This window comes from Rhizobium sp. BK196, assembly GCF_014193255.1.
Taxonomy (GTDB): Bacteria; Pseudomonadota; Alphaproteobacteria; order Rhizobiales; family Rhizobiaceae; genus Rhizobium.
On record NZ_JACHZB010000008.1, the window covers coordinates 94220 to 111315 of the forward strand.

A 17096-nucleotide genomic window follows, 5' to 3' on the forward strand; every position below is an offset into this window, starting at 1 on the left:
GCAATAAGCCTGCTTTGTCTTTGACGGATCGTGCGAGAACAGAATGAATCTGTTAAATCAATTAGTTCAGATCTTTAAGAACTTTGGTTCCCTTGGGCGGACGCGTTTGATGATCCTTGGTGGGGTCGGCGCCGCTTCCATCGCAATCATCCTGGCGGCCGCAATTTTTGTCAACAAACCGGCTCAGGAAACGCTGTATGTCGGCTTGGAGACGACCGATCTTAACCAGATCAGCATGGCGCTTGCCGAAAGCAATGTCGATTTTCAGGTCGGAGCGGACGGTTCGAGCATCACCGTCCCGGCCGGCATGACGGGCAAAGCGCGCCTGCTGCTTGCCGAGCGCGGCCTGCCCAACAGCGCCAATGCCGGCTACGAGCTGTTCGACAACGTCGGTTCGCTCGGCCTCACCTCCTTCATGCAGGAAGTGACCCGCGTCCGCGCCCTCGAAGGTGAAATCGCCCGCACCATTCAATCGATCTCAGGCATCACCGCCGCACGTGTCCACATCGTCATGCCAGAGGTCGGCAATTTCCGGAAGGCCGAACAGAAGCCGACGGCATCCGTCATGATTCGCGCCAGTGCCGCGACGGGGCGAAATGCAGCCACGTCGATCCGCCACCTCGTCGCCTCGGCCGTGCCGGGGCTTGATGTCGCTGACGTGACGATCCTCGATTCCGCCGGCCAGCTTCTCGCCTCCGGCGATGACGCTGCCAACGGTACGCTGAACCGCTCGCTCAATATCGTCCAGAACGTCCAGCAGGAAATCGAATCGAACATCGACAAGGCGCTCGCTCCCTTCCTCGGCATGGACAACTTCCGTTCCAGCGTGACTGCCAACCTGAACACCGACGCCCAGCAGATCCAGGAAACCACCTACGATCCGGAATCCAAGGTCGAGCGCTCCGTCCGTTCCACGAAGGAAGCCCAGCAGTCGCAGCAGAACCAGGCCGACAACGCGACGACAGTCGAGCAAAACATTCCGCAGGCAGCCCCTCAAGCTGGCGGCGCCACCGGTCCGCAGTCGCAGGACAAATCCGACAAGCGCGAAGAGCAGACCAACTACGAAATCAACAGCAAGACCACGGCCACGACGCGCAACAGCTACCGGGTCGAAAAGCTCTCGGTCGCCGTCGTCGTCAACAAGGGCCGCATCGCCAAGATGGTGGGCGAACCGGCAGATCAGGCCAAGATCGACGCCTATCTCGCAGAGATGAAGAATATCGTCGCCTCGGCTGCCGGCCTCGATACCAACCGCGGCGACGTCGTCACCGTCACCGCAATGGACTTCCTCGAGAACCAGCTTCTCGACGATGCCAACAACGGCGTTCATGTCATGGACATGCTGAGCCGCAATCTTGCCGGCATCATCAACTCGCTGGCCTTCGTCGCGGTCGCCTTCGTGGTGGTCTGGTTGGGCGTGCGTCCTCTCATCCGCACTGTCAACGGCTCGGGTTCATCCTCCGCCGCAGTCTTCGGCGATGCCTCTCCGGAATCAGCTGGCCTGGAACTGCCCGACTTCGCACCGGCTGGCGCTTCTGCAGGCGGGGCGCTCATGGATGGCTTCGGCTCCGACTTCGGTTTCGACAGCACAGAGGATCTGCTCAGTCTCGGCGACGACGACGGCAACTTCAACCGCCGCGTCAAGGAAGGCCCGGAACGCAAGCTCGCCCGCATGGTGGAGATCAACGAGGAGCGTGCCGCGAAGATCCTCAGGAAATGGGCCATCGACGAAGCAGCATGATGAAAAGGCCGGGAAACCGGCCTTTTTCTTTCTCATCTGCGGATACATAGCCCGGCAAAAATTACCTGCAATCGAGTAATCGCTCGTAAGGAGCCGATTATTCGACTGCAGAAAATGCGGACACAGAGATACCAGGCAACGGGACGACAGCGTTCGAATAGGGCACAAGTCTTATATAAGACGGACGAACAAGCATGTCTCTTGTCTGATAACAAACGTGCTTTCATACGTTTGAAATTTGCTTTCGCCAGAGGCATCCGGGTACTGCACTTGCTTAGCCGGAACTGTGATAATTGCGTCATTCAGACCGATAATTCCGCTTAGCATCACTCGCGCATAGAGCGAGGAACGTTGCGGCCAATGCCAGAATCATCCTAGCTTGTATATCGTCGCGAGAGTGGAGCGGTGATCGAATCACCGCATGGGAGGTCGCAAAAGTAAATCCCCAGAAGTCGGAGATGGTGATTTACGGTAGTTGGCTTACCCTTGAGTGATTCGAAGTGGGATTCGTGTCGGCATGTATTTGTATCCCTTTCACAAAACAGAACTTCTTTGCGAGAACCGACAGTTTCTCAGCCGCAGGTCACCGCCAATGGATATGGACATATTTCAGGCGAATAAGCAGATGGCGAACTTCGTCGGCGCCAATGTGCCGGATCTTTTGCCGCGCGACGAACTGATCGATCGCCTTCGCGTCATCGCCGAAGCCGGCAAATTGCAGGCCGGTTTGCGGGCGTTGACCGAGTACGTTGGCGCCATGCACTATCTGATGGCGCGTTGCGACCTCATCCAGGAAAGTGGTCTGGACTTTATCGTTTCGTCCGATTGGCCCTTCGATCTGGTGAAGGAGGTCGCCAATGACCTGGTCGCCGGTTATGCGCGCTCGACCGAATTCGAGAAGTGCATGCAGGTGCTCCAGCCGGGCTTCGCGCTGCTGCCCGAGAGCGCCGATTTACCGCACGGAGCAAGCCGGCAATATTGCTCGCTGACTTTGAATGTCGGCCGCTCTCGTCTGGTGCTGATGTTCCTGTTCAGAGAAGGCTTCGTTCTTTCGCCTGAGCGTCTCCGAGACGTAGGCCTCCTTGCAGGCTATTTCGCAAGCTTCCTTCGGTGCGGGGGCACGAAAGTCGACCGCGATTTCGAACTGACCGACCGGGAGCTGGAATGTCTCTTCTGGATTGCGGAAGGCAAGACAAGCGACGAGATCGCAATGATCCTCGGCATCTCCAGAAATACCATTAATAACTACATTACCAGCGTGATGCGGAAAACTGCAACGAAGACGCGTTCCGAGGCGATAGCCTTCGCCGTTCGCAACAATCTCGTTTGAGGGGAATTATGGGGCATCAACCAGGCAGGGCGATAAGCGGCACGGACCAGATGCGCATGGTACGTGTGAACAGGATTTCCAGCCGGTCTGACCTTTTTCCACGCTTGATTGCCATGCAGAAGCTTGCTGATGCACAGGGCTTCGCCGTCTTTCGCGTCAGCGGCTCCGGCGTGCCGGCAAAGCAGCGACTGATCTGCGAACTGGAGAATTGGGCTCCCGCGAATGCCGGCTTCGGCAAGGCCTTCATCGATGCCTATGGCGAGGCTTTGCTCGACCACATCGATCGCTCGCTGCTGCCGTTGTTCTGGGCCGGCAGCCATGATCGTACAGTTCCCGGTCCTGCCGACTTCTCACCTTTCATGGTGAGGCTGAAAGATGGCATGGTGCCGTTCTCCGGTCTTGCCTTTCCCGTGCGCCTCGGCGCTATCGGCAACGGCTTCGTGGTCCTCACCGGCGACGATCTGGATCCCCTGAGCGATACGATTATCGAGCTGCACGGCCGGTGCTGCAATGTGATGATGGACCTGCTGTCGCTCGATGAGCGGCGGGCGGCGGCGGCCGAAGCACTGAGCGAACGTGAGATCGCCTGCCTTCAGCTTGCCGGCGATGGCCGTATCAGTGAAGAAATCGCCGACAAGCTCGGCCTGTCCGTCCACACGGTGAACGCCTATCTTGGCTCGGCGACCATCAAGCTCGATTCCGTCAACCGTATCCAGGCGATCGCAAAAGCAATCCGCCTCGGCTACATCAGCTGAGACAGAAAGGCCCGGTGCCTACGGGCCGGGCCATACTGCCGGGTGGATGATGCCTTAAATCATGTCGCGCAAAGTCTGGATTGGTGCGCTTTAGCCGGCGAGTGCCTGCGGCTTTGCGACGATGTAGCGCGCGTCATGCAGGCTCCTTTGCAGAAAAGCCGTGTTTGCGTCCGGATCGCTGGAGGCGTTCTGGAAGGAAATATGGTTGATCTCGATGCCGGCATGGTCTTCGGCCAGCGTCAGCTGCGCATAAACAGTCACACCACGCGGCTTGATTTCGAGATCGAGCACAACTTCGGGCTTGCCGCCCCATTCCAGCGTATAATTTCCCCCCAAACCGAAATTGACAGTGCCGGGATGAAAAAACAGTTCCGCTGCGGAAGCGACGAGGTCGGCGAGATTGCCGTAATACTCGAAACGCAGCAGAGAAATGAGATCGGATGCGTCCAGAAGCCTGAGCTCGGTTGCGACCGGGCTGATCGCTTCTGCAAGAATTTTCTCACGCTGGGCAGAGTAGGGGCATTTTTTCATTCGACTTATCTTACCCGTTTGTTCTTGGCCTCCGCGGCGTAAACCCGATGAATGAGTTCCGCGACGGCCTTATAGAAGACTGACGGTATGACACTATCCACCGAGACTTGCGCAAACATGGAGCGCGCGAGAGGTGGATCCTCGAACACGGGGATGTTGTTTTCTTCGGCAATCTCTCTGATTTTCAACGCAATAAGGTCTTGGCCCTTGGCAAGGACGACAGGCGCGTCGTTCTCCTCGCGTACGTAACGCAGCGCCACGGCATAGTGGGTCGGGTTGGCGATGACGAGGGTGGCGCGCTGGACACCGGAGATCATACGCCGGCGGGCGCGGTCACGCATGACGGAGCGCTGCCTGCTCTTGACGAAGGGGTCGCCCTGCGACTGCTTATTTTCCTCTTTCACCTCGTGCTTCGTCATCTTCAGTTCGGTGAACCAATGATGACGCGTCCAGAAGACGTCAGCGATCGCAACGATCGCGGTGGCGATCAGCATGACGATGATGATCTTGCGCATCGCCGTCATCATGCGAACCATGATCGTTTGCGGATCGGAGAACATCGCATCGATGGAGCCGAAATATTCGCTTCTGAGGACGAAGAAAAGAATCACTCCGACGACGACGACCTTGAAGAGCGATTTGCCGAATTCCACGAGACCCTGAAGGCTGAAGAGCCGCGACCATCCCTTGATCGGTGAGATACGCGAGGCCTGCGGACGGATGCGTTCGAGAACCGGCGTCGGCAGGTTCTGAAAGACGGACGAGGCAATACCGAACACCATGAACATGATGAAGGCAGGGGCCAGAAGCGCAGCCACGGCCCAGCCAAGCTTCGCAAAGAGCGAGATGACGTCAGGCCCTGTCTCGATCTTCCACTGATCTGGCTGCTCGAAGATGTCACGCAAGGTTTCGGCCATGTGCGACGTTGCGCTCGGAAGGAAGAAGACGAGATAGATGAAGGTCGCCAGAATCGTCGTGAAGATCGCGATTTCACGCGAGTGGGGAGTATTACCTTTTTCGGCAGCATCAGACCGCTTTTTCGCGGTAGGGGCTTCTGTTTTGCTGTCCTTGTCGTCATCGGCCAAGTGTGCGGCCCTCCGTCAAAGAAAAGGGCCGCGACTGCAGCGCGGCCCATTTGCCAGAAGGTTAGTCCTGTGCGTGCTGTCGATCAACCACCGCCTTGTGAGCGAGGGGTTTTGTCAACAGCTGCGATGGCTCAAGCGGCAGCCGGGCCGCCTTCCTTTTCCTTGAGCTCGATCTGGCCGGCATTGGCCAGGCGAATCGCTTCCTGCGCGACGGCGCGCCTCGCAATCGCGATCTCGCGCGGATTGACCCCGGCCATGCCGCTCTGAAGATCCGATTCGATCATGCGGCGTTGGCGCGGACTGATGGAGGAAAGCACCGCTTCGCGAATTTCGGCCGACGCGCCACGTAGGGCGACGGTGAGAACGTCGGACGAAATATCGTTGAGCAGCATGACGCGGCTGCGCTGCGGCATGAACATGAGGTCTTCGAAGAGGAAGATCTTCGGACGAACCTTGTTGACCGCTTCGCGGCTGATCGATTCGAGCGAGGTGAGCAGTGTGTCGACCTGCGGCTTGTCCATTTCGTTCATCAGGTCGGCGACCTTGGCGGAGCCCGATGCATTGCGTTCCGCGTCGACCTCGGCAAGCAGCGTCATCACCTGGTTTTCGATGATCTGCGCGGCCTTGGGGCTGACGCCCTTCATGTTGACCGTGCGGTTCATGATGTCGGCGCGGCGGTTGTCGGGAAGCTGCAGCAGCACCTTCGCGCCGAAGGACGAAGGCATCATGGACAGGATATAAGCAACCGTCTGAGGATGTTCGCGCAGCAGGAACTGGGCGACGAAGGCAGGTTCCGCCTCGGCGAGACGATCCCAGATCGAAGTCTCGTAGGCCTGGAAGGCGGTACGGCGGCCGAGCAGGCTGTCGACCTCGTCAGGCGTCAGCCCTTCCTCGAGGATGGCTTCGATCGCCTTGGCGTTGTCCATCAGACCGGCGCCTTCGGTGAAGAGATCTTCGAATTCGCCGACGAGCTGGAGAAGTTCGTCCGGCGGGATGGCGCGAAGCGCCTGGGCAGATGCGATAATGGTCTGCAATTCGGCCTGCGTAAAATATTTCAGCAGTCGGCCGGCGACCCCCTTCCCCATAGCGAGGAGAACTGCCGCCGCCTTTTCAGCCTGGGTCAACGGTTTCCCGGCAAGTGCGCCGCCGAAATCGTCAAAGTCCATCATGGTCTAACCTCTCCGTCCCGCACAGGGATCAGGCTTTTTTCGTGCTCAAAACTTCTGTCAGTTTTACACCGAATCGCGTGTCATCGTTATCAAGAACCGTAATCTCGCCGCGTGCAATCTTGCGGCCGTTCACCATTATTTCGACCGGCTCGCCGATTTTCTTGTCGAGTGCGATCGTGGCACCCTCGGTGAGGTTCATCAGGCCGGAAACCTGCATGCGGCTCGTTCCAAGGACGATCTGGACATCGATAGGAATGTCCATGATCAGGTCGAAGTTCGAGTTCAGTGCGCTGCCGAGCGGTGCGGGAGCAGACTGGAAGGAGTTGCCGCCGAAGCTTGCGTCGCCAAGGCCGGGAGTGCCTGCGCCACCCATGCCCGCAGCATTTCCACCGAAATCGTCGCCCCCGAAATCGCTGCTCGCGAAATTGGTGTCGCCGAAGGCCGTTTCGCCGACATCGCCACCGAACGGCGAAAGGTCCGTTCCTGCCGCGAAAGCGTCATTCTGCAGGTCGTCACCGAACTGGGGAAAGTCGCTGTCCGAATCTTTCTTCAGCACGCCGCGCAGATCGTCGATAGCCTGATCCAGATCGGCTTCATTGCCCGGCATGTCCAGGGAGAGGTCACTGTTCTGCTGTGTCTTCTTCGTAGCCATGAAATCACTATTCCAGTTGAAACTTGCCTCAAACTGCCTTTCCGGCGCTGAAAGCGAGGGAACCGATTAATTCATTAAATGTCGGATCAGCTCGTCATCCGAATTCATGGTGTCTTTCACGCGCACCATGTAGTTCTCGCCTGAACGCCCGAATTCGCACACATACAATTCTCGGCTGTTGGCGCTAACTTCGACGCGTACGTCGCCGCTGTCGCGGAAAGGAATGACGTCGCCGGCCATCAGTTTGGAAATCGTCCTGAGCGTCAGATCCTGCAGACGGATCTTCGCTTCGAGGGTCACCTGCGACCGGCGAACCTGGTCGCCGATCTGCTCCGTCCACTCCGGCGACTTGCTTGGCTGCTTCTTCGGCTTCGGGGCTGAGACCTTGGTCTTGAGCAGCGCCGCCTGGGGGACGATCAGGCTGAATTCGGAAACGATGCCGGCAAGCGTGATCGACATGTTGATGGCCGCCGCGAATTCATCCGGGCGATCTTCCGGCGGACGGATGCGTGCTTCAAGAGCGAAGGGAGCCGACAAGTTGGGCTCGAATCCCCCCGGCGCGTTGACGGCCGAACGCAGCACCTTGGAAATCTTGTCGAATACCATGCCGGCCAGGTCGAGTTCGATAACGGAGAGAAGCCGGTCGGCCGGCTCCTCGATCGTCTCGGCGGCAGCGCCAAGCAGATGTTCCATCAGGGTGATGATGAAACCGTTGCCACAGCCGATGGTGATGTTCTGAGACCAGTTGCGCAGCGTCGCATCGACCAGCGTCATGTTGGTGCTGAGATCGTCGATCAGATGATTCTTGTAGCCGATCTCGCAGCCGAGATAGCCGACCGTCACGTCGAGGCCGGTTTCGCTCTTCAGCACGTCGGGAAGAAATTCGCTGTAGATATCGCCGAAGGAACTGCAGAGCTTGGCAACCCTGCCCCTGTCGCCGAGGCCGCCGGTCAATTTGGCAAGGAGGACGGGATCCATTGTCCGATTGTCATGCGAAGCATTGCTCATAGTCATTTAAGCTGCCTTGTTTTCGCCACCTGGGTTCATCATTTCCTGTTCCACTGCGTCGATCGACGGGCGTTCATACGCCGAGATCGTCTTGCGTCCATATTCGAGGGCGACCTGCGGCACCGAGCCGTTCATGTAGGCAAGCAGGGTCTGCTTGACGACGACGTAGAGGCGGTGCTGCTTGGAGCGGACGACCTTGATTTGCGAGATTAGGGGCGAGCAGACGCAGTAGGAAAGCAGAATGCCGAGGAACGTGCCGACGAGTGCCGAACCGATGAGGTGGCCGAGCACTTCCGGCGAGTCGTTGATATGCGCCATGGCCTTGATGACGCCGAGAACCGCCGCGACGATGCCGATGGCGGGGAACGAATCGCCCATGATCTGGATCGCGTGGTAAGGCTTCATCTTGTCATGAAGAATGGTGTTGATTTCTTCGTCCATCAGCGCCTCGATCTCGTGGGAGCGGGCATTGCCGATGATGATCAGGCGCACGTAGTCGCAGATGAAGGCCGTCAGTTCCTTGTTCTTCAGAACCGTCGGAGCCTGCTGGAAGATCGTCGATTCGGCCGGATTGTCGATATGTGCTTCGATTTCGTTGCGCGATTTCGTACGCAGGTCGCGCATCAGCGAATAGAGCACGCCGAGCGTATCGAGGTAGTTGCGCTCCCTGGGAACGGAATGCTTGAAGGCCTCGCCGAGCGCCTTGCCGGAGTCCTTCACCACCTTCATTGGGTTCGCCATGATGAAGCTGCCGATGCCGGCGCCGCCGATGATCAGGAATTCGAAGGGCTGAAAAAGAGCATCGACTTCGCCGCCCATCGCCATAAAGCTACCGACGATACAGCCGCAGACAACTATAAATCCGATAATAATATTCATCGTCAGCCCAATCTGAACGTTGCTTTCTTTGCGACGGATAGGGTTTGTGCCTTGCGTGAGGCTGATGAAAGCGGCTTCTGCGCGCTCATTTGCGCTACCAGCTTCGCGCAAGCATTTGCCTTCATATTGAACGTGACGAGTGGGTCTATGCGCCCATGTCTGAGATGCCGCTCAGCGGAACCCCGTGGCCAAACGAAAAGGTGTCAGGTGTTTCGTTCCGTTTATCGCCAATGTGGAGCTTACCGATATGCAATCCGGTCTTTACGTTTCCCTGTCGTCACAAATGGCCCTCGAAAAGCGCCTGACGACGATCGCCGACAACATGGCCAACGTGAATACGACCGGTTTTCGCGGCACTGAGGTAAAGTTCGATGAAATGATGGCGAACAACCAGAACAAGACGAACACCAAGGTTGCCTTCGTCTCTCAGGGCAATGACTACCTGAACGGCACCAATGGCGAATTGCAGCACACCGGCAACATGCTCGATTTTGCCGTCAAGGGCGATGCCTGGTTCTCTCTCGATACGCCCGCCGGCCGCGTTCTGACGAGGGACGGCCGCTTCACGATGCGCGATACCGGCGAGCTGGTTTCCATCCGAGGCTATCCGGTTCTCGATGCAGGCGGTGCGCCGATCGTCCTCAACACCGCCGGCGGCGAGCCTAAGGTCGGCACTGATGGCATCATCTATCAGAATGACCGCCAAGTCGGTTCACTCGGCCTCTTCGAAGCCGATATCAGCAAGGGCTACCTGCGCTACGAGAACAGCGGCATCATGACGACCGAGCCGCCGCGCGCGGTCGTCGACCGCTTTAATGTCGGCGTCGAGCAGGGCTATCTCGAAAATTCCAACGTCAACGCAATGCACGAGATGACGCAGCTCATCGAGGTGAATCGTGCCTTCGAAAGCGTATCGTCGCTGATGCGTGACAGCGAAGACTCGTTCAAGGAAGCGGTTCAGACGCTGGGCGGCAGCCGCTAAGACAAGGTGCAAAGCATGAACGTCACCCTGTTGACCGAGGACGCGCTCTCGCCGAAGCTCACACATCTCGGCGATCTCGCAAAACGCTACGCGTCGCCGGAATTCTCCGTGACCCATGGCGGTCGCGTGCACACCATCGCCGCCGGCCACTATACCGTCCGCGGCCTTTCCCGGCATGTGCGGCTTGGCGAGTTTGTGGCGCATAAATCGGCGACAGGTATCCATCTTGGCGAAGTGGTCAGGGTGGAGCCGGATCTGGTTTACGTCTGCCCGATCGAACCGGGCGAGCCGATCGGCATCCATGACATCGTCATCCGCAAAGGTGCATTCCGCATCTCTCCGTCGGACAGCTGGTGCGGCCGCACCATCAATTCCCTCTGCGAGCCGATCGACGGTCTCGGTCCGATCGCCGAAGGCCTGGATCGCCGCTCGATCTCGAACACTGCGCCGCCTTCGATGACGCGCCGGCGCGTCGAGAGCGGGTTCAAAACCGGCGTGCGCGCGATCGATATTTTCTCGCCGCTCTGCCTCGGCCAGCGTCTCGGCATTTTTGCCGGCTCGGGTGTCGGCAAGTCGACGCTGCTGTCAATGCTGGCCCGCGCCGACGCCTTCGATAAGGTGGTTATCGCGCTGGTCGGCGAACGCGGTCGCGAAGTCCGCGAATTCATCGAGGATACGCTCGGCAGCGACATGAAGAAGGCGATTGCCGTCGTCGCCACCAGTGACGAAAGCCCGATGCTGCGCAAGATGGCGCCGCTGACGGCTGTGACGATCGCCGAGCACTTTCGCGACAAGGGTGAAAACGTTCTCTTCATCGTCGACAGTGTTACGCGTTTTGCCCACGCAATCCGCGAGGTGGCGACCGCTTCCGGCGAGCCGCCGATTGCTCGCGGCTATCCGGCGTCCGTCTTCACCGATCTGCCGCGTCTTCTGGAGCGCGCCGGTCCCGGTCAAGAAGGCGCCGGCACCATCACCGCGATCATCTCCATCCTCGTCGATGGCGACAATCATAACGATCCGATCGCCGACTCCACGCGCGGTATTCTGGACGGCCACATCGTCCTGCAGCGAAGCCTGGCGGAAGAGGGGCGCTATCCGCCGATCGATCCGCTCGCATCCATCTCGCGCCTTGCCCGCAAAGCCTGGACTCCGGACCAGGAGAAACTGGTTTCGCGCCTGAAGGTGTTGATTCACCGCTTTGAGGAAACGCGCGACCTGCGCCTTATCGGCGGCTACCGTCCGGGTGCTGATCCCGATCTCGACATGGCCGTCAAGCAGGTGCCGATCATCTACGACGTCCTGAAACAGTCTCCGGGAGACCGAGAATCGCTGGATGCCTTCGCGGATCTTGCCGGAGCTCTCAAGGCCGCCGCCGGCGTACCCACTCCGAGCGCGCCCATCCAAAGGAGGGCCTGATCATGGCCGATTTCGAAGACGAACGGATCGCCGCTCTGAAAGAGCGCAACAAGGGAGCGCTGCTCGATCGCGCGTTGACCTTCTTGGGTCTGGCGCTTGCCGGCGCTTCCGCCTTCTTCCCTTGGTACGTCTTCTTCAACGCGGACAAGTTCGGCATTAGCGTTGCCGATAGCAATGCCTCTCGTGAATTGCCGAATTGGCCGGCGCGCAACGTCTTCAGCGTTTCACCTCTCGCCATGGTCAACAAGAACGATGAAGACAAGAAAGTTCCACCGATCGACAACATGACGACGGCAACCGTTTCCGAGCTCGGCAAGGAGCGCAACGGCGACGCCTCGATGGAGGATCAGCCCTTCCCTGGCAAGGGCTCTTTCCGTCTGCTGCACGTGGCCAACGGGCGGGCGCTCATTGAAGATCCCTCGGGCATGTATGTCGTGCGAGTCGGCTCGATCCTGCCGGACGAAAGCCGCCTTGCGACATTGGAACAGCGCGACGGCAAGTGGGTGATCGTGACTTCCAAGGGTGAGATCTACCAGAACAACTAGTTCAGGAAAAGACGAATCGCCGTGAGGCCTCGTCGGAGACAACGGCCGGGCGGCGGTTGGTCGCTGTCTGCCAGTAATCTCGAAGAATGGCTTGCGAAGCCCGCATTTACCGTAAGTCCCACGCAAGATTACCGCCCTAGGTTCGGTGTAGTAAAAACGGAGAGTTCTCATGCAACCGATTCAACTTTTCGACTTGGCTTCAAAGCAGGCGGAATGGCTGACGATTCGTCAGGAGGTTGTTGCCGGCAACATCGCGAATGCAAACACGCCGAAGTTCCGTGCGAAGGACGTGACGCCTTTTCAGGCCGTGCTCGACCAGTCGGACGTCACCATGGCGCGCACCAATCCGATGCATTTGAGCGGCAATGATTTCAGCACGAGCGGCGACATCGATGTGAAAGATGCAGCACTCGATCAGGAAATCGGCGTGCAGGAATCCGGCAACACCGTCGGTGTGGCTGAAGAACTCTCCAAATCGGGCGAGATCAAGCGTCAGTACGACCTGAACACCTCGCTGGTCAGTTCCTTTCATCGAATGATGTTGATGACGGTAAGGAAGTAGGCGCATGGATCCGCTTTCAGCAGCAATGAAAATCGCAGGTTCCGGGCTCGAATCGCAGTCGACACGCCTGCGTATCGTCTCGGAAAACATCGCCAACGCCCGCTCGACCGGCGACACGCCCGGTGCCGAACCCTATCGCCGTAAAACCATCACCTTCGGTCAGCAACTGGATCGCGCCAGCGGTGTCGAGACGGTCAACGTCAAGAAGATCGGCGTCGATGAAGGCGATTTCACGAAAGAATATGATCCGAGCAATCCGGCTGCGGACGAGAAGGGCATCGTCAAGATGCCGAACGTCAACATCTTGATCGAGATGGCCGACATGCGCGAAGCCAACCGCTCGTATGACGCCAATCTGCAGACGATCAAGCAGACCCGCGACCTTATTTCCTCGACGATCGATCTCCTGAAGAGCGGACAATAATGATCACCAGCGTACAGAATGTAAGCAATCTTTCGATGACCCGCGCGCTCGGCGCCATCGATAGCGAAAATTCCCCCTCCTCCACAACCGCGCCTTCATCTGCTGCGGCGGGTGCATCCAACGGGCTGAGCTTTGCGTCCGTCATGGGCAACATCGCGACCCAAGCCGTCAGCAGCCTGAAGGGCGCGGAAAACATGTCCTTTGCCGGCATCAAGGGTACGGCTTCCACGCGCGAAGTCGTCGATTCCATGCTGCAGGCGGAGCAGACGCTCCAGACTGCAATCGCCATTCGTGACAAGGTCGTCTCGGCCTTCCTCGAAGTCACCAAGATGCAGATGTAACTGATTTGAGGACGAACACATGAGAGCGCTCGCCATCGCAGCAACGGGCATGGATGCCCAGCAGACCAACCTGGAAGTCATCGCGAACAACATCGCGAACATCAATACGACCGGTTTCAAGCGCGCCCGCGCCGAGTTCACCGACCTTCTCTATCAGACCGAACGGGCAAAGGGTGTCGCCAACCGCGCTAACCAGGCTGTCGTTCCCGAAGGCGCCAACATCGGTCTCGGCGTTCAGACGTCGGCCGTGCGCAATCTGCATCTGCAGGGTGAATTGACCCAGACCGGTAACGACCTCGATGTCGCGATCGTCGGCAAGGGCTTCTTCCAGATCCAGTCGACCGATGGCACGACGCTCTATAGCCGCGCCGGTGCGCTCAACAAGAATGACCAGGGCCAGCTCGTCACCATCGACGGTTATGAAGTCATCCCGGGGATCACCATCCCGCAGGGTTCGACCGAACTGACGATCAGCCGTTCCGGCGAAGTCACCGCCAAGCTGCCTGGCCAGACCGATCCGACGACGCTCGGCCAAATTACGCTCGCCGACTTCGTCAATGAGGCAGGCCTGCAGCCGATCGGCGACAACCTCTTCCAGGAAACGCCGGCATCGGGCGATGCAGTCGTCGGCAATCCCGGCGAAGACAACATGGGTTACCTCAAGCAGGGTTACCTGGAATCCTCAAACGTCGATCCGGTCAAGGAAATCACCGAGTTGATATCGGCCCAGCGTGCTTATGAAATGAATTCCAAGGTGATCACGACAGCTGATGAAATGGCATCCATCGTCAGCAAGAACCTGAAGTAAGAGGGAAGGCCGAACATGATGTTTCGCCGGGCAGGATACATCCAAGGATGGGTGGCTGCGGCCACGATCGCAATCGCCGGCATGGTCATGCCGGCAGCAGCGGATGCCGGCATGGGTTATGCCGTCGTCCCGACGACGATCATCTATCCCGGCGACACGATTTCTAGCGCTCAGCTTCAGGAAGTCGAGGTCACCAATCCCAACCTCGCCGGAGACTATGCAAAGTCGATCTCCCAGGTCGAGGGGCTGGTTTCCAAGCGCACGCTCCTTCCGGGTCGGACGATTTCGGTCTCCGCCCTGCGTGAGCCTTACACCGTCACGCGCGGCTCCAACATCCGCCTGGTCTTCCAGCTCGGCCAGATGACTATTTCCGCTGCCGGCTCGCCTCTCGAAGATGGTGCGACCGGCCAGATGATCCGTGCGCGCAATATGGATTCCGGCGTCATCGTCAGCGGCACCGTGCTCGCCGACGGTACGGTCCATGTGAGGGCAAAATGAAGTTCTTCTTTCGTATCCTGAGCCTGGTTGCGGTTCTGGCGATGAGCCTGACCGATGTCGCGCCTGCATGGGCGCTGACGTCCCGCATCAAGGACATTGCCTCGCTTCAGGCCGGCCGCGACAACCAGCTCATCGGCTACGGCCTTATCGTCGGCCTGCAGGGAACAGGTGATGGTTTCCGTGCTTCGCCTTTCACAGAGCAGTCCATGCGCGCGATGCTGCAGAACCTCGGCATCTCGACGCAGGGTAGCCAGTCGAACGCCAAGAACACGGCAGCCGTCATGGTCACCGCCAACCTGCCGCCCTTCGCAAGCCCCGGCAGCCGAATCGATGTCACGGTCAGCTCGCTCGGTGACGCGACCTCGCTGCGCGGCGGCACGCTAATTATGACTTCGCTGTCGGGCGCTGACGGCCAGATCTATGCCGTCGCCCAGGGTGCCGCCGTCGTCACCGGCTTTCAGGCTCAGGGACAAGCCGCGTCCGTGACTGAGGGTGTGACGACGGCCGGCCGTGTGCCCGGTGGCGCCATCATCGAGCGCGAACTGCCGTCCCGCTTCAAGGATTCGGTCAATCTCGTCCTGCAACTCCGCAACCCGGACTTCTCCACGGCGATCCGTATCGCCGATATCGTCAACGGCTACGCCAAGGCGCGCTTCGGCGGCCCGGTGGCGGAAGCCAAGGATTCGCAGGAAGTCATCATCGAAAAGCCGCGCGAGGCCGATCTTACACGCCTGATGGCGGACATCGAAAACCTCGTGGTCGAAACCGACACTCCGGCCAAGGTCGTCATCAACGAGCGTACCGGCACGATCGTCATCGGTTCGGATGTCCGCGTCTCACCGGTCGCCGTCAGCTACGGCACATTGACCGTGCAGGTAACCGAAACGCCGCAGATCATCCAGCCTGAGCCCTTCTCGCGCGGTGAGACCGCAGTCCAGCCGCAGACGGATATCCAGGCGCAGAAAACAGGTGGGCGCGTTGCGATCATCGATGGTCCTGACCTGCGCACCCTCGTTGCGGGTCTCAATAATATCGGCGTCAAACCGGATGGCATCATCGCCATTCTCCAGGGCATCAAATCTGCAGGCGCCTTGCAAGCGGAGCTTGTGCTGCAATGAGCAAGATCACGAACGAGAACCCGATCATCGAACTGTTGCGCCGGCTGGCCTTGCCGGCCGCAGGCCTCGTGCTGCTGTCCATTCCAGGCGCCTTCGCCCAGGAAGTGGCGCCGGCAGGCGACATCACTTCGACGGACGAGGTCAAGCAATTCTGCGCCAATATCGCCGATCCGGCGCGAGATCAGCGCTATCTCCTGCAAAAACAGGAGCTCGAGAAACTGCGCGCCGATATCGACAGCCGCGTTGCTGAAATGGACAGGCGGAAGGCCGAGTATCAGGATTGGCTGAAGCGGCGCGATGATTTCCTCAAGCAGGCCGAGGCCGGTCTGACGGACATCTACAAGAAGATGAAGCCGGACGCGGCCGCCCTGCAGCTTCAGGATGTCAGGCCCGAACTCGCCGCGGCCGTCATCATGCGGCTCGGGCCCCGCCAGTCCAGCCTGATCCTGAACGAGATGGATTCCACCAAGGCTGCCAGCATCGCCAGCATCATCGCAAGTGCGTCTGATCCCAATACCTCGAAGGATCCTTCATGAATAAGCGTTTACCGGCTGTGATCGCCGCCGTCGCCCTCCTTGCAGGCTGCCAGTCGACGGCGGTCAACGAGATCGGCCGCGCGCCTGCCATGAGCCCGATCGGCAGCGGTCTCGCCTACGGTCAGACGCCGCAGATGGGGCTCTATCCGAAGCAGCCGCGCGCGGTGGCCCAGGGCTATTCGCTGTGGAGCGATTCGCAGGCCGCGCTCTTCAAGGACGCGCGTGCGCTCAACGTCGGCGACATTCTGACCGTCGATATCCAGATCAACGACAAGGGTTCTTTCGACAACGAGACAAACCGCAGCCGCAAAAATTCGAGCGGCATGAATTGGGACGTCAATGCTCAGGTCTTCGGCTGGACGCCGCAGTCTAAGACGGATCTGACTTACGGCTCCGACACGAGCACCGACGGTAAAGGCAAGATCGAGCGCACCGACAAGCTCAACCTTCTGGTCGCCGCGGTCGTGACAGGCATTCTCGAAAACGGCAACCTGGTCATCAGCGGCTCACAGGAAGTTCGCCTGAACCAGGAACTGCGTATCCTCAACGTCGCCGGCATCGTGCGTCCGCAGGATGTCAATTCCGACAACCAGATCTCCTACGACAAGATCGCCGAAGCCCGCATTTCCTATGGTGGCCGCGGTCGCTTGATGGAAGTGCAGCAGCCGCCGCGCGGCCAGCAGGCCGTCGATCTCTTCTCGCCGCTTTGAGGCTGA

General features: G+C 59.1%; 20 protein-coding genes. 14 read left to right on the forward strand and 6 right to left on the reverse strand.

Annotation, left to right across the window (positions count from 1 at the left end; translation table 11 throughout):
* Positions 1-43: 43 nt before the first annotated feature.
* The 3 genes from fliF (at position 44) to FHT78_RS23360 (ending at position 3826) form a co-directional block, all read left to right on the forward strand.
* Complete coding sequence (gene fliF, locus FHT78_RS23350; RefSeq protein WP_183748950.1) at positions 44-1741, forward strand: flagellar basal-body MS-ring/collar protein FliF; 1698 nt, start codon at positions 44-46, stop codon at positions 1739-1741.
* A 592-nt stretch (positions 1742-2333) separates the two neighbouring features.
* Positions 2334-3071 (forward strand): helix-turn-helix transcriptional regulator, encoded by a 738-nt coding sequence (locus tag FHT78_RS23355; RefSeq protein ID WP_183748951.1) that lies wholly within the window; start codon positions 2334-2336, stop codon positions 3069-3071.
* 8 nt (positions 3072-3079) lie between these two features.
* Entirely contained in the window at positions 3080-3826 is a 747-nt protein-coding gene (locus tag FHT78_RS23360) for a helix-turn-helix transcriptional regulator (protein ID WP_183748952.1), read from the forward strand.
* A gap of 90 nt (positions 3827-3916) precedes the next feature.
* Here FHT78_RS23360 and FHT78_RS23365 read toward each other — a convergent pair whose 3' ends face one another.
* The 6 genes from FHT78_RS23365 to motA form a co-directional block, all read right to left on the reverse strand.
* A complete protein-coding gene (locus tag FHT78_RS23365) occupies positions 3917-4357 on the reverse strand; it encodes a hypothetical protein (protein ID WP_183748953.1) in 441 nt (146 codons plus the stop codon).
* Between the two features lie 5 nt (positions 4358-4362).
* Positions 4363-5442 carry a flagellar biosynthesis protein FlhB gene (gene flhB / locus FHT78_RS23370; RefSeq protein ID WP_183748954.1) on the reverse strand — a complete coding sequence of 360 codons (1080 nt, stop codon included), beginning with the start codon at positions 5440-5442 and terminating at the stop codon, positions 4363-4365.
* A 131-nt stretch (positions 5443-5573) separates the two neighbouring features.
* Positions 5574-6611: a flagellar motor switch protein FliG gene (gene fliG, locus FHT78_RS23375; RefSeq protein WP_183748955.1), complete on the reverse strand. Its 1038-nt coding sequence runs from the start codon at positions 6609-6611 to the stop codon at positions 5574-5576.
* A gap of 28 nt (positions 6612-6639) precedes the next feature.
* On the reverse strand, positions 6640-7263 hold the full coding sequence (gene fliN, locus FHT78_RS23380) for a flagellar motor switch protein FliN (protein WP_183748956.1): 624 nt from the start codon (positions 7261-7263) through the stop codon (positions 6640-6642).
* Positions 7264-7329: 66 nt separating this feature from the next.
* A complete protein-coding gene (locus FHT78_RS23385) occupies positions 7330-8277 on the reverse strand; it encodes a FliM/FliN family flagellar motor switch protein (protein ID WP_183748957.1) in 948 nt (315 codons plus the stop codon).
* The gene (gene motA, locus FHT78_RS23390; protein ID WP_183748958.1) at positions 8278-9150 is read right to left on the reverse strand and encodes a flagellar motor stator protein MotA; all 873 of its coding nucleotides are present in this window, start codon (positions 9148-9150) and stop codon (positions 8278-8280) included. It abuts the gene before it with no gap.
* 247 nt (positions 9151-9397) lie between these two features.
* On the opposite strand from motA, the gene flgF reads away from it, so the two are divergent.
* From flgF to flgH, 11 genes are all read left to right on the forward strand, one after another.
* The gene (gene flgF, locus FHT78_RS23395; RefSeq protein ID WP_183748959.1) at positions 9398-10132 is read left to right on the forward strand and encodes a flagellar basal-body rod protein FlgF; all 735 of its coding nucleotides are present in this window, start codon (positions 9398-9400) and stop codon (positions 10130-10132) included.
* Positions 10133-10147: 15 nt separating this feature from the next.
* Positions 10148-11548, forward strand: a complete 1401-nt coding sequence (fliI, locus tag FHT78_RS23400; protein ID WP_183748960.1) for a flagellar protein export ATPase FliI — start codon at positions 10148-10150, stop codon at positions 11546-11548.
* A 2-nt stretch (positions 11549-11550) separates the two neighbouring features.
* Positions 11551-12093, forward strand: coding sequence for a flagellar protein (locus FHT78_RS23405; protein ID WP_183748961.1), 543 nt, complete (start codon positions 11551-11553; stop codon positions 12091-12093).
* A 169-nt stretch (positions 12094-12262) separates the two neighbouring features.
* Positions 12263-12655 carry a flagellar basal body rod protein FlgB gene (gene flgB, locus FHT78_RS23410; RefSeq protein ID WP_007816099.1) on the forward strand — a complete coding sequence of 131 codons (393 nt, stop codon included), beginning with the start codon at positions 12263-12265 and terminating at the stop codon, positions 12653-12655.
* Between the two features lie 4 nt (positions 12656-12659).
* Complete coding sequence (gene flgC / locus FHT78_RS23415) at positions 12660-13079, forward strand: flagellar basal body rod protein FlgC (protein ID WP_183748962.1); 420 nt, start codon at positions 12660-12662, stop codon at positions 13077-13079.
* A complete protein-coding gene (locus FHT78_RS23420) occupies positions 13079-13420 on the forward strand; it encodes a flagellar hook-basal body complex protein FliE (protein ID WP_183748963.1) in 342 nt (113 codons plus the stop codon). The genes flgC and FHT78_RS23420 overlap by 1 nt, the downstream gene beginning before the upstream one ends.
* 19 nt (positions 13421-13439) lie before the next feature.
* Complete coding sequence (flgG, locus tag FHT78_RS23425) at positions 13440-14228, forward strand: flagellar basal-body rod protein FlgG (protein WP_183748964.1); 789 nt, start codon at positions 13440-13442, stop codon at positions 14226-14228.
* Positions 14229-14243: 15 nt separating this feature from the next.
* The gene (gene flgA / locus FHT78_RS23430) at positions 14244-14726 is read left to right on the forward strand and encodes a flagellar basal body P-ring formation chaperone FlgA (RefSeq protein WP_183748965.1); all 483 of its coding nucleotides are present in this window, start codon (positions 14244-14246) and stop codon (positions 14724-14726) included.
* The gene (locus FHT78_RS23435; protein WP_183748966.1) at positions 14723-15844 is read left to right on the forward strand and encodes a flagellar basal body P-ring protein FlgI; all 1122 of its coding nucleotides are present in this window, start codon (positions 14723-14725) and stop codon (positions 15842-15844) included. Before flgA ends, FHT78_RS23435 begins: the two co-directional genes overlap by 4 nt.
* Positions 15841-16380, forward strand: coding sequence for a MotE family protein (locus tag FHT78_RS23440; RefSeq protein WP_183748967.1), 540 nt, complete (start codon positions 15841-15843; stop codon positions 16378-16380). The genes FHT78_RS23435 and FHT78_RS23440 overlap by 4 nt, the downstream gene beginning before the upstream one ends.
* Complete coding sequence (flgH, locus tag FHT78_RS23445; protein ID WP_183748968.1) at positions 16377-17090, forward strand: flagellar basal body L-ring protein FlgH; 714 nt, start codon at positions 16377-16379, stop codon at positions 17088-17090. The genes FHT78_RS23440 and flgH overlap by 4 nt, the downstream gene beginning before the upstream one ends.
* Positions 17091-17096: the final 6 nt, after the last annotated feature.